The sequence below is a fragment of the Algibacter sp. L4_22 genome (assembly GCF_023473045.1).
Classification (GTDB): domain Bacteria; phylum Bacteroidota; class Bacteroidia; order Flavobacteriales; family Flavobacteriaceae; genus Algibacter.
Window position 1 is genome coordinate 181,875 of the sequence record NZ_JAMCOK010000005.1, and the last position, 23,775, is coordinate 205,649.

The following is a 23,775-nucleotide window of genomic DNA, read 5'->3' on the forward strand; positions in this document are numbered from 1 at the left end:
AAAATTGACAATGCAAAGCAATCAAAATCGTTTTAAAATTACAGTGTTTAAAAAAAGTATCTTCTTTTTGATGTTGTTGATTTTTCCAAGTTTAAAATCACAAGCGCAAACCGAGGTAAATTCTCTAAAAGCTTTATTACCTTATTTAGATGATGATCATGTAAATGTTAAGCTGAAGTCGGGTGTTTATACCATCACGGCAAAAGACATTCAAAATGGAGATTTTTCAAGTGCAACGGTGGTAAAAAATCGCGCCAACGTACTTTTCTTATTTTCGGGAAATAACAGTGTTTACGATTTTACCGATGTAACCATCAATGTGAGCACAGAAGTATTAAGTGCTTTTCCAAGTAAGAATGAAGAGCTATACGAGATACAAATTATAGGGAATAAAAACATCTTGAAGAATCTTACCATAGCAGATGTTGGATCTGTTAATAATGCACCAACTCGGCGTGCAACTAATATAGTCATGGATGGGGCAAATAATAGAATAGAAGGATTTCATATTACTACAAAAGGGTCTTATCCTTATGGTTATGGAGAAGCTTTTGGTAAGGGAGGAAAAAGTGTTATCAATCATAGAAAACACTCGTCTTTTTTAGTAAGAGGTTATAAAAACCATGCAAAAAACTGCACTATTATTCACCGTGCATATGGTCATGCTATGTTTATGCAAGCTGCAGATTGGCCAATTATTGAAGGTTGCTATATAGAAGGAACCATGAGATCTACAGATGATATGTGGACAGAAAAAGGAACAGGTTCAGATGCTGATAAAGTTAATTTTAAAACAGTTTTTGGATATAATTTACCTAAAGGATATATGTTATGTTTAGGAGAAGAAGGCATTAGAGCATATAACGGAGGTGAAACCATTATTGATGGTAAGCAATATAGAAGAGGAACATCGAATCCAACAATTATTAACTGTACCATTAAAAACATGCGAGCGGGAGTTACTTTAACTCATGCGACTGGAAAAAAATATGTTGAAGGTACTACAGCTATTGGTTGTCAAAGAGGATTTTGTATTGGAACAGGAGATATTGTCGATTGTTATGCAGATACGCAATACGGACCAGCGTTGGGTGTAGATTATCCTAATGATGAAGGTATGAAAGCAGAAATCACCTTATTACCTTATGATGGGGAATCTTATAACGGAAGTGGGCACGCTGCTATTATTATAGGAAAAAATCATAAAATTATTTTAAGAAATGCGGTTCAAAATGCAGATCAAAATTTAAAAATTAATATTGGAGGAGATAATAAAACCATTGGTAACCTTAAAAAAGATGAGAACTATTCAGCTTCAAATATTGTATTGCATAACTTCACTAATTACCCTGTAGTTTTAGATGCTAATAGTAAAAATAATACAGGTGTATCCGTTGGAATAGTTACTGATGAAGGTGTTAATAATCATATTTTTAAAATCACTAAGCCTGATTAATATTAATTGAATTAACCTCAATTTTTAATTAAAAAAGGTATCACATAATAAATTATTTAAAATGAAGTATAACTTAAATACGGCGTTATTAGTTTTTGTAATATGCTATACAGGTGCTGTTTTTTCACAAATTAAACTCAAGTCTTTAAACGATTTTGAACAACCTGCGGGAGATTGGCTTCAAGCAAGTCAAGTTAAAGTTGATTCTATCAATAATAAACTTTTTAATTATGAACCAGGGATAGATTGTTTTGTAAACGGAGCGAAAGGAAGAACCAAATATTTAGTAACAAAAGAGGCTTATAGAGATATTGAGTTACATGTTGAATTTATACTTCCAAAAGGATCAAATTCTGGTATTTATTTTCAAAATAGATATGAAATTCAACTCTTTGATAGTTGGGAAGCAATTAATCTTACTTTTTACGATTGTGGAGGAATACAACAACGCTGGGATAACAGTAAAAATGAAGGAGAAAAAGGTTTTGATGGATATGCGCCGAGATTAAATGCGTGTAAAGCACCGGGTGAGTGGCAGGAATTAGACGTGATTTTTAGAGCTGCTAAATTTAATTCAGAAGGAGAAAAAATCAAGAATGCTAAATTTGATAAAGTCATTTTAAACGGTATGGTAATACATGAAAATGTAGAATTATCAGGGCCAACAAAAGGCGCTTTATCAGAAATAGAAGTAGCAAGTGCCCCGTTCCGTTTACAGGGAGGTCATGGTCCAGTGGCTTTCAGAAATATTAAAGTAAGAGATTTAAATCACATAAGAGCATCTAAATTAAATACATGGGTAGACCTTTTTGAAAATAATCCAGAAACAGGACCAAACTATGATTTTATTGTAAATGGAGAAGCTACGGAAGAAGAAGCAAATGCCATGTTTGAGTATAATGGAAAAGAATTAAAGGCCATGTATAAATGGCAAAAAACAGCAGCGCCTTACGGTATTGCTGTAACTAAAAAGATTTATAAATCGTACGATTTAAAATTTCAATTTAAATGGGGAAAACGTCGATTTGCACCGCGTCTTGATAAAATACGTGATGCAGGCTTATTATATCATTGCCCAGTTGGTAGTTATGCTTGGCCGCCCAGTTTAGAATATCAAATTCAGGAAGGTGATTGTGGCGATCTATGGAATATTTTGGGGGCGCATAGCGATGTGCTTAGAGAGGGAGAAATTATAAAAATTAAAAAGCGAAATTATAGTAGTTCTTCTAAGTGGTTAAATTCAGAGAAAAAAGGCTGGAATGATGTGTTGCTTAAAGTCCGAGGTAATTCTGCACAATATTATTTAAATGGTGTTTTGGTCAATGAAATTACAAATGCTACCTATGGAGGGTTAACCAATACATCTGGTTTTATTGCTTTGCAAGCAGAATATGCAGAATTAGTTTATAGAAAAATAAAAATTAAAGAACTTTAATATTATAATATGAAAGCAATAAAACTAGGGATATTATCTGTTTTAATTTCAGGATATCTTTTTTCACAAGATAGACCCAATGTTATTTTTGTAATGCCAGATGATATCAGTCATAATTCATTTTCATATTACAAAGCCAATGGGCCACAAACACCCAATATAGATAAACTTGCAAAAGAGAGTGTTCGATTAACAGATTTTAATGTTTCGCCTAGTTGTTCTCCAACACGGGCTGCACTTTTAACGGGGAGGCCAAGTGATGTAGTGGGAGTTTGGCACACTATTAATGGTAGAAATATGATGCGAGCTGATGAAATTACCATGGCTGATATTTTTAAACAAAATGGATATGCAACGGGATTATTTTTTAAATGGCATTTGGGAGATAATTACCCATTTCGTCCTAAAGATCGAGGATTCGAATATGTTGCTTGGGTAAAAGGTGGCGGTACTGGCCAACAACCAGATTATTGGGGAAACACCAATAACCATGCAAATATATGGGTTAATGATACCTTAGTGGAAATGACAGATGAAGATGATGGGATTAAAGGCGCATTCACTACCAATTTCTTTTTCAACCGTTCTATGGAATTCATGGAGGAAAATATCAAAAAGAAAAAACCGTTTTTCGCATACATTCCACTAGGCACGGCACACGCACCTCATGTAATGCCTCCAGACGCTCGTAACGGAGCAGGAGCTAAAACAGCAACCATAGAAAATATTGATAAAAATATGGGAAGGTTGATAAAATTTCTTGATGATAAAGGTATTGCCGATAATACTATTCTAATCTTTACTACAGATAATGGTGGAGGTACATATCTTCGTGGAGGAAAAGGTTCTAATTATGATGGTGGAACAAAAGTACCATGCTTTGTTCGGTGGGCAGATGGAGGTCTTGGAGGAGATGGTAAAGGACGAGAAATACAACCACTTACAGCTCATATAGATTGGTTACCAACCTTTATGGATATTTTAGACTTTAATGATGTATCCGATAGACCTGAAAAATTAAAAATTCGTGGTAAAAGCTTTAAGCCATTTTTAGATTTAGATCCATCAAATGATCCTATTGAATATAAAAACAGAGCGGTTACTATTAATGATATGTGGACGGAATTTCCAGAAAAATATAAAAAACTTTCAGTAAAAAAAGATATTTGGAAAGGGAACATGATAACGCATAAATGGCGTTTAATTAGAAATAGTAGTGAGGCTGATTGGGAGCTTTATGATGTGCTTGTTGATGAAAAACAAGAGGTTGATTTAATTAACAATTCAGAAAATAATGGTATAATTATTGAATTAAAGGAAGAATATGAGAAATGGTGGCAACTTGTAGAAGAACGTTCTAGCGAATATACCCGTATTGTTATTGGTAATGCTGCAGAGCCTGAAACAGATTTACATGCTATGGATTTTCATGGTACCGTAATTTGGGAACAAGATGCAGTTAAAAAGGGAGCAAAAGGAAGCGGTTTTATTGCTATTGAATTAGAAAAGACAGGGGACTATAATTTTGATTTACGTCGTTGGCCTAAAGAAATTGAAAAAGAAACGACATTAACTTCGGCCGGATCGGGTAAAGCTTTAGCAATAGCAAGTGCACGAATAAAAATATGGGATGGAGATACTATTTATGTAGATGAAACCAAAAAAGCCAATCCTAATGCCGACGGTGTAAAATTTACTTTAAAGAACCTGCCTAAAGGTCCTGCGTTTGTTCAAACTTGGTTTTATGATGCATCTGGCGAAATGGTAGGAGCTGTGTATTATAATTATGTGCATTCCGAGGAATTAAATTAAGAATTAGTGATTAAATAAAGACAAGATAGTTTTTAAAAGTTAAGGCTATTTAAAATAAAGAAAATCTATAATGATGAAAGTTGAAATACTAAATAGTACGCATAATACCATGAGTTTTAAAACATATAGAAAATCGGTAACAGTATTTTTTGTCGTGTTTTTTTTAATAGGATTACATATAAGTTCTGCTCAGGCCGTTGTGAATTCATTAGATGAATTGATGCCTTATTTAGAAAAAGATAATGTTGAGGTTAAGTTAGCACCAGGTGTTTATTCTATTACAGCAGCCGATGTTAAAAAAGGACTGTATCAGCAAGAGCTTAAAATAAAAAACATCACAAAAGTTTTATTGCTTTTTAAAGGGAATAATAGCACCTACGATTTTACAGATGTTACAATCAAGGTAGAGACTAAAGTATTACAAGCTTATGGTAAAGTTCAAGTACATGAGTTGCAAATTATTGGTAATAATAATGTACTTAAAAATTTAACGCTTGTAGATGATGGATCTGTGTACGATGCTCCAACGCGAAGAGCAACCAATATAGTTATAGATGGAAAAGAGAATAGAGTAGAAGGTTTTCATGTAACCACTAAGGGGTCTTTTCCTTATGGATATGGTGATGCTTTTGGTAAAGGCGGTAAAGTGGTTATTAAACATCAAAAACATAGCGCCTGTTTAATTAGAGGGGAATCTAATCATCTTAAAAATTCAACATTTATTCATAGAAGTTATGGGCATTGTTTATTTATGCAAGCAGCTAGTAACCCAACAATAGAAGGTTGTACAGTGGAAGGAGAAGTAAGAAAAACAGATGATATGCTTGCAGAAACTTCCGGTCCTGCTTTCGATGTTGGTTTTATGACAGCATGGGGTTATAAACTTCCAGCAGGATATATGTTAAGTACAGGTGAGGCTGGTATACGCGCTTATAATGCTGGAGAAACTATTATTGATGGCAAAGTTTATAAACGTGGTACTTCGAACCCAACAATACTAAATTGTACAATTAAGTACATGAGGACAGGAGTAACTTTAGCGCATGCTACAGGGGATAAAAAGGTAGAGAATTGTGTGATTATTGGTTGTGAAAATGGATTTTCTTTAGGATCGGGAACCGTGGTAAACTGTAAAGCAGATTGTGCTTATGGACCCGTTTATTCAACAACCTATGAAAATGATAAAAATTACAATGCAGACATAACCATTATTCCGGCCATCGATCCTTATTATAACGGGTCAGGAACGGTTGCTTATATTGGCGGAAGTGGACATCATATTACATTACGTGGTACAGATGAAGTTGTAAAAGAAGGATTGCGTATTAAAGTTGGTGGCGAAAAGAATAATATAAGGTTGCAACATGGAAATTTTCCGCATCAAAACGATTTTAAAGGTGGAAGCTTTCAGATAAAGAATCTAACTAATTACCCTATATTTTTATCAGCTAAAAGTAGTCATGTAACCGGTGAATCTATTGGTGAAATTTCGGATTTAGGAACTAACAATAACATTAAGCATATTAAATAGATATGAAAAATGCAAAGTTTATTATTACTTGTGGATTAATTATTGCCATGTTGAATATGGGGAATCTTTTTGCCCAAACACCAGTTTGGCAAGGTAAGGGACGAATAGCAATAAGTTCTGACGGGAATGAACACGACCATGACGATTGGGCCGCAACACCCTTAAGTTTGGCTTTTCTTGCAGCAAAGGGACTTCAAGATAACTTGGTGCTTTATACGTATAGCGATCATGTTTGGGGAAGTAATCAAGATCATCCCACTTCAAAGTCTGGATTGAACTCATACCAGCACATGCGCGAAAGTGCTTTGAAAGGTGGAGCATGGTTTGGTTTTAATAAAACAAACTTTATTTGTGCTGTCGATAATGCAGAGGTTGCTTATACAGCTATGCGTGATGAGATCAATAAATCTTCAGAAGAAAATCCTTTAATTATTATTGCTGCTGGCCCCATGCAGGTTGTTGGTGAAGCTATTAAACGTGCCGATGTTTCTAAACGTCAATATGTAACTCTTATTTCACATTCTGGCTGGAATGATAACCATAGTGATAAACCACATAAAAACTTTTGGGATAAGCATTCGGGATGGACGTTTAAAGAAATAAAAGCTGCTTTTTCAGGAGAAGAAGGAGGTCGTTTGAAATGTATTCATATAACAGGTCAAAATGGAGGAGATGATTATGATGGCTTAAAGGCTCCAAAAGAAAAATTCGATTGGATAAAAACTTCGAAGGCAAAAAACAGTAAAGCTTACAAAAAAGGTGCATGGAAATGGCTTTATTCAAGACTAGAAACTTGCGTTAAAAGAGGTGATTTCGATGCTTCGGATGCTGGAATGGTTTTGTATATAATCACTGGTGTAGAGAAAACAAGTCCAGAGTTAGCTAAAGAGATTATGGAAAATCCTGTTTTAAAATAATTATAAAGTAAAAAAAGGATGTTAGTTAAGTTTTCATGGGGCAAAAATCTGTTGGTTATACTAACAATGTTTGTCGCAAGTGTTTCATTCGTAGTTTTTTTAATAAATGTTTGCGACAAATATTTTTTAGTAATGTAAAAGATTTATAATTGTTGTTACTAGGATGCCTGACGAAACATTGCTGAAGCGTAACAGAGCTAAAAATAAACTAGCTAAAAACATCTTAGTTTTATCTAATTGTTAAGTGATTGCTAATTCTTTAGTTTTAAGATTTTTTTGAATTTTTCTGACATCCAAACATGGATTGTGCATCGTATATTTAATAATAACAAAACGATATGCGCTATGAAACCATTACAAGAATTAAAAAATCGACTACAGAACTTTAAATTTTATCGACTACAAAAGGCACAAGATATTCAAGACGCTAAACCTAAAACATTGATTTCTAAATGGTTTTCTGATGATGAAGATCTTTGGTTCTAATATATTTTTAAATATTGTAACATCCAAATATGGGTTTTACATCGTACATTTAATAACAAACAAAAGGATATGCGCTATGAAAATATTACAAGAATTAAAAAATCGGCTACATAAATTTAAATTTGGACGACTACAAAATAACGAAAAGACTCAACACATTAAACCTATAACTTTTATTACAAAATCATTTTCAGATGACGAAGATTTGTTTATGTTTATATAAGCGAGAACTTTAAAAATCTTTATTTAGTAGCTGTAATTTTTAGGTAAGCCAATTTCTGTTCTCTTTTTTTATTGAGGTGGGCTCTATTAGGGCTAAGCTCAAAAGAAATATTTTACTTTGAATTTTAAATAGAAAAATGTTAACGCTTTTTCTGTAAAATATTTTAGCGCTTAAATTTTTTTGTTGTGCGCATATTTTGCAATCTACTCTTTTTACAAAAGCATCCATAAATCTTAAAAACCACAATAGAACCTGTTTTCTTTAATAGAAAATGAGGTTGATCTTTCTATGCTTTAAAATTAAATACTATTTTATATTTTAAGGATCAAAAGTAAGGTCTTAATTTAAATTACTTTGGAGGTTCAATAGAATCGTTATCTATAGGTTGAAATGCTTTGCTTGATAAAATAAGTGTGTATCCAAATCCTAACTAAGAACTCGAGTTCGATTAATTCTTCCTTATACTTCGTTCGGAATGACAAATTATACCATTAAAAAGCATAATTAATGGAGCTATTTTTTTTGCGCTTATAAAATTTGGTGTTAAATACTAAAAAGAGCTTTAATCGAATTTCTGAATGCCTATTTTTTCAATATCAATAGGAACAATTCCCATTTTAAAAGCTGGAGACTCTTTTTTTAACCTAAAATCGTTTGTTTCAACATTATAAAATTTAGGATTAGCATACACATTATGCTTTGCATACTTGCCGTCAAACTCTTTTTGCCAATCACTAGCACTTAATATTGATTTTTCACTTCTATAATTATAAATCCCCATTTCACTAAATATTAAATTATAATCACATTCGGCTAATTTGGTGTTATTCCAAGTTCCAAAACTATAGATGTCCGCTTTACCTTTCATATAAATAATATTTCTTTTATAAACATGAGATTTAACTTCCTCGTTATATTGAGTCACATTTCTTATGGCGGCTCTATTTGATTTTTCACAAATAATATAATTGTTTATTACAGTATTGTGAATGCCTTTGGCAAGTATCGGATAAATCCAAGATCCTGAATTTATATTGTAAATAATATTATTTTCAACACGCACAAAATCGGTAGCATCATCTAAATAAATGGCCATAGTTCCGCCTTCAACAGCTCTGTTTGTAATATCATGCAGCTTATTATTATAGACAACGTTATCTTTCCCGCAGCCCCAAAAAGAAATAATGCCATTATCTTCAGAGTCTTTACTTACTTGGTAAATATCATTATATGCAATAAAATTTTCTCGTGAGTGAATAAAATCCCATTTATTATCTTTTGTAACAATCTCGCCTGTATTAATTTTTATAGGAGACTCATCACCAAATTTGCCTCCCCAACGGTGCCCTTTTACACAAATACCATAACGTGGCATATCATGTATGTCATTATTTGTTATTTTATTTTGCCCACTAGCCCAAACAAATATGCCCGCACCATGACCTACAAGTTCACCACAATGGTGCAAATGGTTATTGGTTATTATATTTTTTTTATTAAAATCGGCTTTCGAACCAAATTCAGCTCTATAACCAGATAATAAAACGGCATAGAAACCAGAATCTTTAATTTCAGAATTTTTAATGATGTTGTTTTGAGCATTCCAAACCATACTTACACCATTATAACCTGCATTACTTACAACACAATTATCCAAACTACAGTTATTCACATTTTCAAAATAAATTAAGCCTTCTTTATTTGCGGGTTCGTTCCATCCATTCGTTCCGTGAGTTCCCTTTTTTGTTTCAGTAAAGAAAGAACCAAAACGTGATATGGTAAATTCTATACCGCTAAATTCTATATTTTTAACAGGTGCATTTTTACCTACAAGCCTAATAACTGATTGAACAAGCGGAATAATAATTTCGCTATCATTAATGTTTTCTGAAATGGGACGATAAAATAACTCCTTTTTTTCATTGTCATAATAAAATTCACCTGGCGCATCTAAAGCTTCTTTAATTCCGGTAAGATAATAACGTCTCGGACTTCTCTTGTTTATATCGGTAACATGTAAAGTGTCACTAACACTAATGATACCTTTATTTTTATCAACTGCTGCTATAGGTACAAATGCAGAAAACCAATCGTTTCCTGGCCATAAATAAATTCTACTTCGGTTATTAAAAGTGAAATTAGGGTTTATATCTTCTGGATTAACTGACAAATCGAGAGCATTATTTTTTACTTCTTTTTTAGTTCCTAAAAGATATCCTTTATTGGGATATCTCGCCTCAAAAGCTCTTTTCCCATTTTCATAAATATGAAAAAATGCATCATCATCAATATCAACTGTCGTTTTAAAAAGTCCGTCGCTTACTTTTTCCCAATTGCTTAACGGTTTACCTCCTATAATTACTGGTTTTTCGCCACGATAGGCTTTATATGTTATTTTAAACCCATCTTTAGCAGAATCTAATTCATCAAAAACAATAGGTTTATCCATATAATAGCGTCCGCCACGTATGTAAATAACTATATCTTTATCTTTTTCACTAAGCCCACGAACAGCCATTTTTGCTCTGTTAATGGTTGCAAATGGCATTTTTTTTGTGCCAGGATTTGTATCATTTCCGTTGGTAGCTACAAAAAAATGCGTCGTTGAAAAAGCATAAGCTTCACTTGCAGTAAAGCACAAAAAAAACAAAATAAATAAAACAGCTTTTCTCATTTCTATGATAAAGTTTTAATTTGATTATTACTCCTAATTTCTAAAATAAATTGTTTAGTAGAATTATTTTTTAGATGAGTAGCAGCTGTTTTAATATGAATAACCTTTTTAAAAAGTAAACAAGAATAGGAATAAGTTGGTAGTTGCTGTATGTCGCAATTAAAAAACGCTTCAATTGGGTCTGAATCCTTTTTGTTTGTGTTTTTGTTAATGGTTTCGTGCTGTTTTATGAACGGCATTAGTTTAATGTTAACGCTAACTTAGGTTTGTATAGGGTTTAAGTTATTTGCTACGATATCTTGATTTTAAATATTCACTAAATCCGTGAGTATAAACTATAATTTGATCATTGAAATAACTATACTTGTTTGAAGATATCTTTTTAAGACTATATTGATTACTATCTAAATATTGGAATATCGTTGAGATAAATTTAGTATCCATTCTTTTTTTTTATAGTCTAGGTCAATAATTTCTAATTTGATTTTTCTTTTTTTCGCAACCAATTCTTTAAAAAAGACTTGATTCTGAATTTTGATTAATTACGGAATTATCTTTGGAGTGATATGCATATTTTGATATTCTATCATTAATATTTCCGATTGTTTTTTTCAATGTTGCTTAAAAATTACTTCAATTGGACTCATAACTGAAAGACGTTTTGCAAGATTGCCCAACATTTGGTTTTCAATCAATTGGATGTATCCTTTACAAAACTCATCAACAATACAAAATATTTTAATAATTTTAGAATAGATCATTACAGATAGGTTTTTGTATTAGTAAACTGTAATTCAGTACTTTAATTTGTTAGGAATCTATCTTTCTTACTGCTTAAATATTATCTAGTATTAAACGAACTCAGGTTAATTGTACCATTAGTAAATGCTAGGTTAGGTTGTAATTCAAAATATTAGTTTATATAATATTGGAGGACAGAAAGTCTTAGAAATAAGTTCTAAAAATAACAGAAGTACAACGCTATATTTATCTAAGATTCAATGCCGAATTTGTATTTTAAAAGTGAGTGATAGTTCTAAAGTGATTAGCAATAAAGCAAGTTAAGATTTAAAAAACTTTAAGTATCAATAAAATTGATTCTATGGTTTTGTAGGATTTTGAATAGCTAGTTTTTCATAAAAACCAATAATTTATACTGAATGAGCAATGAGTTATACTTCCGAACTCATAAATATTTTACTTTCGTTTATAATTAGAATTTATCTTTTTTCAGATTAATAAATATATTAGCTTAAATGACATTTAGTAAAAAATATCAAACAAATTCAGTATCGAAAAAAAGTTTATTATCATGTTTTTTAATGATGTGTATCTTGCTAATATTTGTATCCTGCAAGTCCGAAGTAAAACAAACAGAACCTAAAGAAAAAGAAAAACCAAACGTAATCTTACTTGTTGTGGACGATCAAGGTTATGGTGACATCTCGGCATTAGGTAACAAAGAAATTAAAACGCCTAATATTGATGGTTTATATGATATTAGTGCACGTTTTACGCAATATCACGTGTCTCCAACTTGTGCACCAACAAGAGCTGCTTTAATGACGGGGCATCACTCCAATAGAGCTGGTGTTTGGCATACTGTAAATGGGCGTTCGTTAATTTTAGATAGAGAAACCACTATTGCTCAGGTTTTTAAAGATAACGGCTATGCTACTGGAATTTTCGGGAAATGGCATTTAGGAGATAATTACCCGTTTCGTCCGCAAGACAAAGGTTTTGAAGAAGTACTAGTTCACGGTGGTGGTGGTATCGAGCAAACCATGGATTATTGGGATAACGATTATTTCAATGATACTTACACGCACAATGGTAAATTAGAGAAGTTTGAAGGGTTTTGTACTGATATTTGGTTCGAAAATGCTAAAAAATACATGTCTGAAAATCAAAAGAATAATAAACCATTCTTCTGTTATTTATCTACCAACGCTGCGCATACGCCGTATTTTGTAGAAAATAAATATTCAGACCCTTATGAAAATAATGAAAATATACCAAACGCTGCCTTTTACGGGTTGATTTCTAACGTCGATGAAAATATCGGGAAGCTAGTAGATTACTTAAAAGCTATCGATTTAATGGATAATACCATTTTGATTTTCTCTACTGATAATGGAACTTCCGCAGGCGCGAAAATTGAAAAAGGAGGCGATCGTTTAGATGGTTTTATTGCTAAAGGTTACAACGCAGGTATGCGTGGTATTAAAGCGAGTATGTATGAGGGAGGACACCGTGTTCCTTTATTTATTCACTGGAAAGATGGAGGAATTACTACCGGAAAAGACATTAACGAACTTACAGCACATTATGATATAGCACCAACTTTGGTAGACTTATGTGGTTTAGAAGTTAAAGAAGATTTAAAATTCGACGGAAAAAGTTTAAAACCATTAATTGATGGTCATAATGAAGAGTTTATAGATCGTGCGGTTATAACCAATTCGCAACGTATTGAAATGCCAGAACCTTGGAGAAGAACAGCTTTTATGAAAGGTGATTGGAGACTTGTTAATGGTACTGAACTTTACGATTTAAGTAAAGATCCTGAGCAGCGTACTAATATTGCCGATCAATTTCCAGAAAAAGTAGCCGCTTTTAAAGATGAATATGATGCTTGGTGGAAAGAAATCTCGCCAAGTTATAGCGATCAACCTTATATTATTGTTGGTACACCAATGGATAATCCAACAATTTTACATGGTCACGATTGGCATACTAAAGCTGTGGCAAGTCCGTGGCACCAACGTCATATCAGACAAGGTTATATTGATAACGGTTATTGGTTAGTAAAAGTTGCTGAGAGTGGGAAATATAATTTAAAATTACGCCGCTGGCCAGTAGAAACCGGTTTGGCATTAAACGGAATAGCTCCAGTACGTCCAGCTTTAGAGGGCACAACAGTTAGAGAAAGTGTAAAAAGTAAAGCGTTAACTATTAAAAATGCTAGAATTAAAATTCAAGATGAAGAGCAGTCTGTTGCTGTAGACCCCAATGCGGAATTTGTTGAATTCACAGTAGATCTTAAAGCAGGAGAAACACAACTTCAAACTTGGTTTACTTTAGATAACAAAAAAGAACTGGGATCCTATTATGTTGTTGTAGAAAAAATATAAATTTTACCTTAGACGTTTTATTATATCATTTATAAATTGACTTTAAAAAAGTATCAGGAAAGGTTGGCTTTAAAGTCAGCTTTTCAGTAATAAAATACAATATAATAGGGTAGTTAATTAAGTTGCATACATCTTATCTATTATTTGTATACAGAAATAATCTAAGTAATTAATAGTATTAATTGAAGTATGAAAAATATATCAAAAGTTACATTAAGTCTTGTTTTTTTAATGTTTTGTGGCCTTTATAGTTGTGCGCAAAAAAACAAACCAAACATTGTTATTATTTACACCGATGATCAAGGGTATGGCGATGTCAGTGCTTTAAATTCAGAAGCAAAATTTGAAACGCCAAATATGGATAGATTGGTAAATGAAGGAGTAACATTTACAGACGGACACAGTAGTGATGCCGTTTGTACACCTTCAAGATACAGTTTGTTAACAGGGCGTTATAGTTGGAGAACAAGACTTAAAGAGAATGTGGTGCATGCAGACGGACCATGTTTAATAGAGAAAGATAGAATGACTATAGCTTCATTGCTTAGAGAGCAAGGTTATAGTACGGCAATGATTGGTAAGTGGCATCTTCAAATGGAGTTTGTAGGCGATTCAAAGAAAGGTGGTCGGGATTGGTCTAAACCGTTTACAGATGGCCCAATAGAAAAAGGTTTCGATTATTTCTTCGGGATTGCAGCATCTATGAATTATGGCATATTAACCTTTTTAGAAAACGACCACGTTGTAGAGGCTCCTACGCTTTATACAAAAAAGAAAATGGACGTTACGCCACGTACGTATAGAATGACACCGCCATATCAAGAAGAAAGAGAAAGAGGTTATGTAGAGGTCGCTCCTTCATTTAACGATGAGTTGGTGTTAGAAACCTTAGCGAATAAAGCAGTAGAGTATATAGGTACGGCAGCAAAAGAAACTAAAGAAGGGAAACCTTTCTTTTTGTACTTACCATTAACAAGTCCGCATTTACCGCATGCTACCCATCCCGATTTTCAAGGAAAAAGTAATTGTGGGAACTATGGTGATTTTATGCAAGAAACAGATTATCGTGTTGGGCAAGTATTGGATGCATTAAAAGCAAATGGATTAGAAGAAAATACTTTGGTTATTTTTTCATCAGATAATGGCGCAGAATCTAATTACGCATATCAAAGAGATACCTACGAGCATTATAGCTGTATGAATTTTAAAGGTGGAAAACGTGATATTTATGAAGGAGGACACCGTGTACCTTTTTTAATGCGTTGGCCTAATGTTATCGAAGCAGGAGGTACGGTTGATGGGCCAGTTGGTCAAACCGATTATTTCGCGACTATTGCAGATATTGTAGGGGCTGAAATTCCCGATAATGCAGGGGAAGATAGTTATAGTTTATACCCACAGATGAAAAATATTCAGGCTAAACAAGTTGAGCGAAATCTTATTAATCATTCTTTTTTCGGGAATTTTGCTATTCGCGAAGGGAAATGGAAATTAAACATGCTTAGAGGTTCTGGTGGTTCTTTAAAACCTGTTAATATAGAGCCTAAACCAGGCGAAGCGTTGTACGAACTTTATGATCTTGACAAGGATCCAGGTGAAACAACTAATCTATATTTTGAACATCCAGAGGTTGTAAACAAATTAAAAGAGAAAATCACAAATATTATTCAAAACGGAAGATCTACAGATGGTAAACCGCAATCTTTTGTTAAAGAAAATTGGAAGCAATTAACGTGGATGACTTTAAATTAAGTACTCTTTTTAGAATTCGAAACACTCAGTTTGCTAATTTACAGCAATAGGTTTTATTCTTTTGTTTGCGCCAAATTATGTTTTTTTCGAAAGTCAATTTGTAACAATAGAATTTTTTATTAAACCAGAATGAGAATGAAAACTAGAGTTTTAACAATTTTTATCTTTGTTTGTTCTTTAATAGCGCAAGCAAAAGAGTATCACGTAGCAAAAACGGGAAATGATTTTAACGTAGGAAGTAAATCAGCTCCTTTTAAAACCATTTCTAAAGCGGCCAAAATAGCACTGCCTGGAGATGTTATTACCGTACACGAAGGGATTTATCGAGAACGGGTAAGTCCGTTTAATAGTGGTGTTAATAATATAAATCGAATTGTTTACCAAGCAGCAGAAAATGAAGAGGTTTGGATTAAAGGTTCCGAAGAAATAAAAACATGGAAAAAGGATAAAGGGACTGTATGGAAAGTCGTTTTAAACAATGCGATGTTTGGAGAATTTAATCCCTATCAAGAAATTTTAAAAGGCGATTGGCTAACAAAAACCTACGGACGCAATCATCATTTAGGTGAAGTTTATATAAACGGTAAAGCTCTTTATGAAATTGATAGCTTATCAAAAGTATTTCAAGAGAAATCATTAGAGCGTGCAGCAGATATTGAAGGTTCTAAATACAAATGGTATTGCGAAAGTAATGAAGAAAGCACAACGATATATGCGAACTTTAATGGGGTAAACCCTAATAAAGAATTAGCCGAAATTAATGTGCGCCCAACCGTGTTTTTTCCAAAGAGAACAGGCATAAACTACATTACCGTTCGAGGTTTTAAAATGAGCCAAGCTGCTACACAATGGGCGCCACCAACAGCAGAGCAAGGTGGTTTAATTGGACCTAATTGGAGTAAAGGTTGGATTATAGAAGATAATATCATTTCCGATTCAAAATGTGCAGGTATTGTAATTGGAAAAGAAAGAGCTTCTGGTCAAAATCAATGGATGGCGAGTAAGAGAAAGCACGGTACACAACGCGAGCGCGAAGTGGTGTTTAAAGCTTTGCAATTAGGCTGGTCTAAGGACATGATTGGTTCGCACATTATTAGAAATAACGTTATTAAGGATTGCGAACAAGGCGGAATCATTGGCCATATGGGCTGTGTGTTTAGCGAAATTAGCAACAATGAAATTTATAATATCAACGTCAAAAAGCAATTTGACGGCTGGGAAATAGGAGGTATTAAGCTTCACGCTGCCATAGATGTGGTTATAAAAAACAACTTTATTCACGATAATTACAGAGGAATTTGGCTAGATTGGCAAGCGCAAGGTGCTCAAGTTACAGGAAATATTTTTTGGAATAATAATGCCAGTGAAGATTTATTTGTAGAAGTAAATCATGGCCCCATGATTATAGATAATAATGTGTTGTTGTCAGGATTATCATTATTAAACGCTTCTCAAGGCACTGCATTTGTAAATAATTTAATGGCTGGAAAAGTACAGACCCGTTCGGCAAGCAACCGGTTTACGCATTATCATTTCCCACATTCTACACAAGTTATGGGGATGATGACGTTAATACTTGGGGACGATCGTTTTTATAATAACATTTTTGCTTGTAACACAGAGACTTTAGATAAAGGACAGTTTACGGGTTTAGATGCCTATTCTAATTTTCCAACCCATGAGAATCAAGAAAAATACTCGGGGAATTTGAATAAGATTAACAGTCAGAAATTTCCAATGGCCATCGATGCTAATTTGCATTTAAACAAAGCGTTACCATCAAATATTGAAACTAATGCGATTGAAAATAGAACTTTAAATCCAGAAATTAGTCTTTCGGAAGAAGCGGATGGTTACTATCTAAATATTACCGTAGATGAAAGTTTTCAGAATGTAAAAACTAAAATGGTCAATACCGAATTATTGGGAATGGCATTTCAATCCGAAGCACCCTTTGAAAATAAAGATGGTTCTCCAATAACTTTAAATGAAGATTTTTTCGGAAACCAAAGAGATACGGAGTCGCTTATGGTGGGACCGTTTCAAAACTTGAAAATGGGTGTGAATAAAATTAAAGTGTGGTCTAAATAATAGTTGTTAATTATGGAACGTAAAGTATTTGTTAAGCTTTTAGGAGCCGGTGTTTTAGGAATGGGATTAGTGCCTAGTGCATTTGCTGTTGATGTTTTTAAAAGAACGAATCATAAAATTTGTGAAATCACTTGGAAAAAATTGTGCGGTAAAATGGCTAGTGTTTATGAAACGGATGCTTTTGAATATGTGAAACCCACAAAAAGGAAACCAAATGTATTAATCTATGGCGATTCTATTTCCATTGGGTATTCATCTATGGTAAGAAAAACTTTAGACGGTAAAGCGACCGTAATTCGGTTATTTAAAAACGGAGGATCTAGTCGCGATTTTATACCTAATATGGATAAATTGCAGGATACAATGTTTCAGCCTCATTTAGAAAATGGTTGGGATTTTAAATGGGATGTTATTCATTTTAATGTTGGGCTACACGATTTAAAATATCTTAAAGGCAAGAATTTAAATAAAAAGGGAAAGCAAGTTTCTTCTATTAGTGAATACAAAACCAATTTAGATGAAATTTGTAAATATCTAAAAACGGAATTCCCAAAAGCTAAGTTAATTTTTGCCACAACAACACCTGTTCCAGAAAATGCAAAAGGACGTTTTGTAGGCGATAGTATCAAATTCAACCAAGCAGCCATAGCCGTTTTGGAGAATCACCCAGATATTGTTATTAATGATATTTACGCATTTACCAAACCTAATTTAAAAACTTGGGGTAAAGAACCAGGAAATGTACATTATAGTGCATTAGGAAGTGATAAACAAGGGGCGGAAGTGTCCAGAATTATAGCTAAATATTTGTAATTAATTCAACTAAATAAAAATAATATTTAAATGAATAAAAACTTAACGTTTTTAATAGTCTTGTGTTTTTCGGTATATTCCATTTCAGCACAGAAGAAATCGTTTTCATATACCCAAGTCAATATTGAGCAGGAAGTGAATACTATCATGCAAGATAAATGGGGAGATGAATTTAAACATGTAGAATATCCAAAGCAATGGTTGGATAATGTAGTTAAAGTAAAACCTGGAGCATCTATCCAGGCTGCTATAGATAAAATAAGCGCTGCCGGAGGTGGTATTGTGTTTTTGAAAAAAGGAACTCATATTTTATCAAAAACACTAACGTTAAAAGGGAAAGTAACTTTAGTTGGTGCAGGACGAAAAAAGACGATTATTCTACAAGGTTCAAATATTGTAAATGCGGCTTTTAATATTGAAGCCGAACCACAAGTAACCGATTTAGTTATAAAAGATTTAACCTTAAAAGGAACGGGTGAAGGAAAAATTAACGGGATATTAATTAGGGGTAGAAATGAAAGTAGACACAACCGTGTTATGCTTCAAAATATAGATGTTATCCATTGGTCTGCTCAGGGTGTACACATGAAACGGACCAACAATATCATTATGGATAATTGTAATTTTCAATTCAATGGTTCTGCTGGAGGTTTGTATCACAATGTCTATTTTTTGTATAATAAATATATTTTGCAATCGGATTGCGATATGTCTTTCCCTGTAAAAGGTAAAGGAAATAAATACACATCCTGCGAGTATGTTTTGGCTCAACGTTGCACAATAAAAGAAACGAAAACCAATGGTATTCAAGCTGATCACGATGAGGCAGGCTACATATTTTTTCATAAATATCATGTTTCGGGGTGTGCTCGGGTAGCTTTATGGTTTCCTTGTGAAAATTATTATGATAAATACCATTACACCGAAAACCCGAAATATGCACCACAAAAGGTGATTCTAAATCGTTGCGAAATTGTTGACAATACTTGGGGCGCTATGTGGCGAGAGGTGAACGATTCCTATGTTATAAATAGTGTTTTTGATAATAAAAAAGTTGATATGGGCTTACTGAAATGCGATGTCATTATGGAAAATAGCAGCTTTAAAAAGGGCAATGAAATTTATACAGATGTGAAGCAATGGCCTAAAGATGTTCGGATTTTATGGTAAATAGGATGATAACAAATTTTAAAAGTAAACTTGGAATAGATATGATTAAAATGAAAAATTTCGTTTTAGTACTTTTTGTATTGTTAGTAAATTTGAAAGGGTTTTCAAATAATGATAAAAGTAAAATAATCGATACTGTTCAAACAGAAACGGTAAAAGCAAACGAAACCATTCAGTATTATTTTCAATTTAAAAACACGTTAAAAAACACTGAAACCTTTTATTTAAGTGTCGATAGACCACGAGAATTAGTTTGTGAAAACAGTTTGAATACTTCTGAAATAACGTTGAAATCGGGAGAACTATTTAACGGGACACTTTCTGTACTTGTTAGCGATAGAATGCCTGAAGGTGGTCACGAATCTAGTTTTATTGTTATAAAAGATAAAGAAGGGCATATTCTTCAGAAGAAAGAATTTATTACCGTGCGCACGCTGCCACATCCTTTTTTATTAGTCACTAACTCTGTTTTTGATGAAGCCAAACAAAAAATAAAAGATTACGATTGGGCAAAACAAAATTTAGATAAAATGCTATTGGAACTGGATGATTTTGAATTTCCAGCGCGTAAAATAATAACCAAACCACGTCCAACAAAAGTATGGTCGAGTTTGGCTTATGTATCTTCCGATGGTGAACAGGCTTTTAAGTTAGGTTTAGCCTGGCGTTTAACTCAAAACGCAACATACAAGCAAAAACTAATAGAATTTATAAAACAAGTTTGCGATAAAGACAAAGGTTACTTATCCGTTGGTGCGGCCACAACAGGTGTTCAAGTTCACGAGGGGAATTTCTTTTTGTTTTTAGCAGCAGCCTGCGATATTGTTTTTAATGAACCTGAATTATCAAATACAGATCGTGAAAATATAGAAAACACCTTTCGTTTTTATTTAAAACAAAATAGTTCACACATGGAATCTCTTGGGATTATGAATCACCAGGCTAGTGCTAATGCTGGAGCCATTGTGGTGGCGTTGTTTTTACAAGATATACCAGAATTAACTTATTTAACAGAAGCTGAAGGTGGTATGGCAGACCAAATAGGTAAAGGGGTTATGGCCGATGGTTGGTGGTTTGAAGGGACTGCAAATTATTGCTATTTAGTAACTCAACGTTACAGTTTGGTGGCTCAAGCTTTTGAAAATTATGGATTGGATTTATACCACAGACGCTTTCCAGTGAAGTTTAAAAGTGCAGATTTCGAAAATTCTAAAGCAGGATTTACTGGAATGAAATTTGATAATTGGGGCCCTCCCGGAAAAAACACCCGAGGTTTAGAGGATATGGTGACACCATGTATCCCAATGATGGACGAAAATGCCTATGTAGTTTCTAGTAACGATTCTAATTTAAAAGAACCGAATGAGTTTTATGAATTTGCATATCGCGCTTATAAAAAACCGGAATTAGCATGGGTTATTAATAAAACAAAAAGGGAGTCTTGGGTATCATTAATGTATGGACTGCCTAATTTACCAGAGGTTAAAGACCCAAGAACGGAATCTGATTTTATGCCAAATGTAGGCTTGGTGGCTTTACGTTCTCAACCGGAAAATAAATCCCCGGAAAATCAAATTCAAGCGTATTTAAAATACGGGACTCATGGCGGTTGGCATGGTCATTTTGATAGAGCTAGTTTGGTTGCTTTGGATAGAAACGGGCATAAGTATTTTGGAACCGAAATGGCTTGGTACGGCTACGGGAAAGCAGGCTATAAAGAAAGTGTTCAAACATCAGCAACTCACAATATGGTTATTGTAGATGAACTGCAACAAGAAGCCGTTCCGTCCAAACAACTTCTGTTTTTTAAAGGTGAAATAATGCAGGCTTCTGCCGTGGAAACTCATGCTCGTTGGAGAGAAATTCCAAGGTTTAATCTTGAGAAATTTCCACCATGGAATGATAAGGTTTTCGATGCGGATTTTAATCCCATTCAGCAACGACGATTATCCATAGTAACTAATGATTATGTGGTGATTGCAGATTATATGAAATCGGATAAAAAGCATAATTACGATTGGTTAATTCATCCTGTTGGTTTAACACATTTGGAAGGGGTGAAAAAAAGTGGGCCAGCTTTAGAGCAATTATCTCAAAATGAAGATTCACCTTATAAATATTTTAAAGACGCACAGTGGTATAAAGCCAATAACGGTGTGAAAATGAAATTTGATGAAGACGGAAATAAGTTAGATATTTACAGCTTATGGCCTAAAAAAGGAAAGGTTTTGGTTAGTAGCTATCCTAATGGTGGGAAACAGCGTGATGTTAGAAACAATCCAAACCGTAAAACTTATGGGTTAAGAATTAATGATAAAGAAGTTGTGTTTCTAAATGTATTAGTACCTTATCAGGGTGAAAATCAAATTAAAAAAATAGAAAGTAAATCGGATACAGAACTTACTGTTTTTATGAAAGATGGTAAAAAACAGCATATCAGAATAGAGAACTTTAAAGCATCAGATTTCAAAATAACCATGGAAGCATATCAAGATAATTCAATAATAAAAACAGAAACAGCTCATTCAAAATCATTTAATTAAATTATGAAAAAAATAATAAGTTTATTTTCAATAGTATGTCTTGCCACTATTGTATTAGTAAGTTGTAAAGATAAAACTGCAAAAAACACAGCAGAAGTAAAAGAAAAAAAACGACCAAATTTTCTGTTCGTTTTAGTTGATGATCAATCACCGTTCGATTTACAAACCTACGATCCGAATTCAATTTTACAAACACCAACCATTAGTAAATTAGCAAGTGAAGGTGTTGTTGTAGACCAAGCTAGAAATATGGGATCTATGAATGGTGCTGTATGTACACCATCAAGACACATGATTATGTCTGGACGTACCGTTTGGCATTTACCACCAAGTGCAGAATTTCAAAAACAAACAGATCCTGTTGCTCTTGATGAGCAAACTATTGGTGCTGTTTTTAATCGTGCAGGTTATAAAACTATGCGTACTTGTAAAAAAGGAAATTCTTATCCTGGTGCAAATAGACAATTTACAGAAGTTCACGATGCTACTAAGCGTGGCGGAACAGAAGAAAGTGGTAGTGCATGGCATGCAAAACAAGTTTTAACTTATTTAGGAGACCGTGAAGTTAATAAAGATGAAGATCCATTTTTTATCTATTTCGGATTTTCTCATCCTCATGATACTAGAAATGGAACTCCAGAATTGTTAGCAAAATATGGCGCAACAAATCATAAAGACCCAAATTCACTTCCGGCTGGAAATGATAAGCAACCAGAACTTCAAGATAATTATTTATTGGCACATCCATTTTTTCATGGACATCCAGGACTTAGGGATGAAGAACGTGTAAGCGGTGTTTGGAAAAATAGAGACGAGCAAACAATACGTAATGAACTAGGTAGAGAATATGCGTGTTCTGAAAATATAGATAATCAGTTAGAAAAAGTATTAAGCAAGCTTGAAGCTATGGGAGAGCTTGATAATACATATATTATTTATACTGCCGATCACGGGATGGCTATTGGTCGTCACGGTTTACAAGGGAAACAAAACCTTTACGAGCATACTTGGAAAGTACCATTTATAGTTAAAGGGCCTGGGATTCCTGCAGGGAAACGTGTTAAAGGGAATATGTATCTGTTAGATGTGTTACCAACATTATGTGATTTAGCAGATATTGAGGTGCCAGAAACTGTTGAAGGGAAAAGTGTTGTACCTGTATTAAAAGGAGAAAAAGAGGTGATTAGAGATGTGATGTATGGGGTTTATGCAGGAGGAACAAAACCGGGTATGCGCTCTGTGAAAAAAGGAGATTGGAAACTTATAAAGTATGATGTTATGGATGGCGCAGTGAGAGAAACTCAGCTTTTCAATTTAGCAGAAAACCCTAATGAGTATTTACCAGAACATCATAAAACGGGTGAAATGGAAACTGATTTAGCGGAGAACCCAAAATATGCTGAAAAATTAGCAGAAATGGAAGCTTTACTTCTAGAACAAATGATTGAAAACGATGATCCTTATCGTTTATGGAATCAGCCACAGATTAATTAAATACTATAAAATAGTATCATTTTTAAAAGCCTTGTACTCCATTTAGAGTATGAGGCTTTTTTTTGAGGTTTTAAAAAATTAATAATTTTATTGTTAATTTTTTTGAAATAAAGTGATTTTTATTCAAAACGGATGATAATTTACAGGTTAATGGTCATGGTTTACAGATTTAGTTTTTATGAAAGTGTAATTTTACTACAAACTAATAAAACTAAATAATGAGAAAAACACACACTTTAAAGAA

The 23,775-nt window shown here is 33.4% G+C and carries 15 protein-coding genes; 13 read left to right on the top strand and 2 right to left on the bottom strand.

Features of this window, described 5'->3' with window-relative positions; genetic code table 11:
- The first annotated feature begins 10 nt into the window (after positions 1-10).
- The 6 genes from M4I23_RS14305 (at position 11) to M4I23_RS14330 (ending at position 7,637) form a co-directional block, all read left to right on the top strand.
- Entirely contained in the window at positions 11-1,456 is a 1,446-nt protein-coding gene (locus M4I23_RS14305) for a hypothetical protein (RefSeq protein ID WP_249754871.1), read from the top strand.
- Positions 1,457-1,517: 61 nt separating this feature from the next.
- Complete coding sequence (locus M4I23_RS14310) at positions 1,518-2,891, top strand: DUF1080 domain-containing protein (RefSeq protein WP_249754872.1); 1,374 nt, start codon at positions 1,518-1,520, stop codon at positions 2,889-2,891.
- 9 nt (positions 2,892-2,900) lie between these two features.
- Positions 2,901-4,703 carry a sulfatase-like hydrolase/transferase gene (locus M4I23_RS14315; protein WP_249754873.1) on the top strand — a complete coding sequence of 601 codons (1,803 nt, stop codon included), beginning with the start codon at positions 2,901-2,903 and terminating at the stop codon, positions 4,701-4,703.
- A gap of 70 nt (positions 4,704-4,773) precedes the next feature.
- Complete coding sequence (locus M4I23_RS14320; RefSeq protein WP_249754874.1) at positions 4,774-6,234, top strand: hypothetical protein; 1,461 nt, start codon at positions 4,774-4,776, stop codon at positions 6,232-6,234.
- A gap of 2 nt (positions 6,235-6,236) precedes the next feature.
- Complete coding sequence (locus tag M4I23_RS14325) at positions 6,237-7,151, top strand: hypothetical protein (RefSeq protein WP_249754875.1); 915 nt, start codon at positions 6,237-6,239, stop codon at positions 7,149-7,151.
- 345 nt (positions 7,152-7,496) lie between these two features.
- Positions 7,497-7,637, top strand: coding sequence for a hypothetical protein (locus M4I23_RS14330; protein ID WP_249754876.1), 141 nt, complete (start codon positions 7,497-7,499; stop codon positions 7,635-7,637).
- A 785-nt stretch (positions 7,638-8,422) separates the two neighbouring features.
- Here the strand turns inward: M4I23_RS14330 and M4I23_RS14335 are convergent.
- Together M4I23_RS14335 and M4I23_RS14340 are read right to left on the bottom strand one after the other, a co-directional pair.
- Complete coding sequence (locus tag M4I23_RS14335; protein ID WP_249754877.1) at positions 8,423-10,534, bottom strand: right-handed parallel beta-helix repeat-containing protein; 2,112 nt, start codon at positions 10,532-10,534, stop codon at positions 8,423-8,425.
- Positions 10,535-10,536: 2 nt separating this feature from the next.
- Positions 10,537-10,773 carry a hypothetical protein gene (locus tag M4I23_RS14340; protein ID WP_249754878.1) on the bottom strand — a complete coding sequence of 79 codons (237 nt, stop codon included), beginning with the start codon at positions 10,771-10,773 and terminating at the stop codon, positions 10,537-10,539.
- A 1,017-nt stretch (positions 10,774-11,790) separates the two neighbouring features.
- On the opposite strand from M4I23_RS14340, the gene M4I23_RS14345 reads away from it, so the two are divergent.
- The 7 genes from M4I23_RS14345 to M4I23_RS14375 all read left to right on the top strand — a co-directional run bounded on the left by M4I23_RS14345 (position 11,791) and on the right by M4I23_RS14375 (position 23,531).
- Positions 11,791-13,668: an arylsulfatase gene (locus M4I23_RS14345; RefSeq protein WP_249754879.1), complete on the top strand. Its 1,878-nt coding sequence runs from the start codon at positions 11,791-11,793 to the stop codon at positions 13,666-13,668.
- A gap of 189 nt (positions 13,669-13,857) precedes the next feature.
- Complete coding sequence (locus tag M4I23_RS14350; RefSeq protein ID WP_249754880.1) at positions 13,858-15,420, top strand: sulfatase-like hydrolase/transferase; 1,563 nt, start codon at positions 13,858-13,860, stop codon at positions 15,418-15,420.
- A gap of 135 nt (positions 15,421-15,555) precedes the next feature.
- Positions 15,556-17,511: a right-handed parallel beta-helix repeat-containing protein gene (locus M4I23_RS14355; RefSeq protein ID WP_249754881.1), complete on the top strand. Its 1,956-nt coding sequence runs from the start codon at positions 15,556-15,558 to the stop codon at positions 17,509-17,511.
- Between the two features lie 12 nt (positions 17,512-17,523).
- Positions 17,524-18,324 carry an SGNH/GDSL hydrolase family protein gene (locus M4I23_RS14360; protein ID WP_249754882.1) on the top strand — a complete coding sequence of 267 codons (801 nt, stop codon included), beginning with the start codon at positions 17,524-17,526 and terminating at the stop codon, positions 18,322-18,324.
- A 30-nt stretch (positions 18,325-18,354) separates the two neighbouring features.
- Entirely contained in the window at positions 18,355-19,494 is a 1,140-nt protein-coding gene (locus M4I23_RS14365; RefSeq protein WP_249754883.1) for a glycoside hydrolase family 55 protein, read from the top strand.
- Positions 19,495-19,544: 50 nt separating this feature from the next.
- Complete coding sequence (locus M4I23_RS14370; RefSeq protein ID WP_249754884.1) at positions 19,545-22,037, top strand: hypothetical protein; 2,493 nt, start codon at positions 19,545-19,547, stop codon at positions 22,035-22,037.
- Positions 22,038-22,040: 3 nt separating this feature from the next.
- Positions 22,041-23,531 carry a sulfatase-like hydrolase/transferase gene (locus M4I23_RS14375; protein ID WP_249754885.1) on the top strand — a complete coding sequence of 497 codons (1,491 nt, stop codon included), beginning with the start codon at positions 22,041-22,043 and terminating at the stop codon, positions 23,529-23,531.
- The last annotated feature ends 244 nt before the right edge of the window (positions 23,532-23,775 follow it).

Bases quoted from the DNA above. Each gene is read 5' to 3' on its own strand.
- M4I23_RS14335 (WP_249754877.1), bottom strand. From the start codon at position 10,534: ATGAGAAAAGCTGTTTTATTTATTTTGTTTTTTTTGTGCTTTACTGCA.
- M4I23_RS14370 (WP_249754884.1), top strand. From the start codon at position 19,545: ATGAAAAATTTCGTTTTAGTACTTTTTGTATTGTTAGTAAATTTGAAA.
- M4I23_RS14340 (WP_249754878.1), bottom strand. From the start codon at position 10,773: ATGCCGTTCATAAAACAGCACGAAACCATTAACAAAAACACAAACAAA.
- M4I23_RS14365 (WP_249754883.1), top strand. From the start codon at position 18,355: ATGAATAAAAACTTAACGTTTTTAATAGTCTTGTGTTTTTCGGTATAT.
- M4I23_RS14345 (WP_249754879.1), top strand. From the start codon at position 11,791: ATGACATTTAGTAAAAAATATCAAACAAATTCAGTATCGAAAAAAAGT.
- M4I23_RS14310 (WP_249754872.1), top strand. From the start codon at position 1,518: ATGAAGTATAACTTAAATACGGCGTTATTAGTTTTTGTAATATGCTAT.
- M4I23_RS14305 (WP_249754871.1), top strand. From the start codon at position 11: ATGCAAAGCAATCAAAATCGTTTTAAAATTACAGTGTTTAAAAAAAGT.
- M4I23_RS14320 (WP_249754874.1), top strand. From the start codon at position 4,774: ATGATGAAAGTTGAAATACTAAATAGTACGCATAATACCATGAGTTTT.
- M4I23_RS14350 (WP_249754880.1), top strand. From the start codon at position 13,858: ATGAAAAATATATCAAAAGTTACATTAAGTCTTGTTTTTTTAATGTTT.
- M4I23_RS14315 (WP_249754873.1), top strand. From the start codon at position 2,901: ATGAAAGCAATAAAACTAGGGATATTATCTGTTTTAATTTCAGGATAT.
- M4I23_RS14360 (WP_249754882.1), top strand. From the start codon at position 17,524: ATGGAACGTAAAGTATTTGTTAAGCTTTTAGGAGCCGGTGTTTTAGGA.
- M4I23_RS14325 (WP_249754875.1), top strand. From the start codon at position 6,237: ATGAAAAATGCAAAGTTTATTATTACTTGTGGATTAATTATTGCCATG.
- M4I23_RS14355 (WP_249754881.1), top strand. From the start codon at position 15,556: ATGAAAACTAGAGTTTTAACAATTTTTATCTTTGTTTGTTCTTTAATA.
- M4I23_RS14330 (WP_249754876.1), top strand. From the start codon at position 7,497: ATGAAACCATTACAAGAATTAAAAAATCGACTACAGAACTTTAAATTT.
- M4I23_RS14375 (WP_249754885.1), top strand. From the start codon at position 22,041: ATGAAAAAAATAATAAGTTTATTTTCAATAGTATGTCTTGCCACTATT.